This window comes from Adlercreutzia rubneri (assembly GCF_009755265.1).
Classification (GTDB): Bacteria; Actinomycetota; Coriobacteriia; order Coriobacteriales; family Eggerthellaceae; genus Adlercreutzia; species Adlercreutzia rubneri.
On the sequence record NZ_WPOO01000055.1, the window covers coordinates 1 to 635 of the forward strand.

The following is a 635-nucleotide window of genomic DNA, read 5'->3' on the forward strand; positions in this document are numbered from 1 at the left end:
GTGCGCGCACTGCACGAGGTTGCCGGGCACCGGTGCGCCGCCGCAGAGGAACAGCTGCAGTGTTTCGAACCGCGGGCCGTCCTCGAACTCGATGCACTTGAGCATGTCGTAGATGAACGGCGTCGCACCCATCGACCAGGTGCAGCCCTCGCGGTTCATCTGCTCGATGGCTTGCGCGGGACGGAAGTCCTGCTGCAGCACCGTGCGCCCGCCCAGGATCATGGGGGAGATGAGGCCGTGGAAGAACCCGGTGGCGTGGTTGAGCGGGGATGCCATGAACATGACGTCGTCCGCCGTTCGCTCGGTACCCTTCACGAACGACCGCTCGGAGAAGATGAGGTTGTTATGCGTGAACAGCACCGCTTTGGGCTTGCCCGTGGTGCCGGACGTGGACAGGATGCAGGCTACGTCGTCAGACGTGATGGGGGGGGGTATTGATTGGCTCATAGCGCGCGCATATCTCCGCGACCGTGGGCAGCTCGGAGTGCTTCGGCGCCGCCTTGTCCACGAGCGCCACAGGTCCCAGCGTCGGTATCTGGTCGACGATGCTCAAAATCTGGCTCTCGAAGTCGACCTTCGCCACTTTGGTGGGGCAGATGAACGCCCTCGAGCCCACGAGGTTCATGCCGTAGACG

General features: G+C 63.8%; 1 protein-coding gene and 1 pseudogene. Both read right to left on the reverse strand.

Translation table 11 applies throughout. From position 1 onward, the window contains the following. Positions 1-447, reverse strand: a 447-nt coding sequence (locus tag GO707_RS11855; protein WP_157013091.1) for an AMP-binding protein, incomplete at its 3' end; no start/stop codon positions are given. Continuing rightward, positions 413-635 (reverse strand): annotated as a pseudogene (locus tag GO707_RS12105) (cyclohexanecarboxylate-CoA ligase); the annotation flags it as partial. The gene GO707_RS11855 and the pseudogene GO707_RS12105, both read right to left, overlap by 35 nt.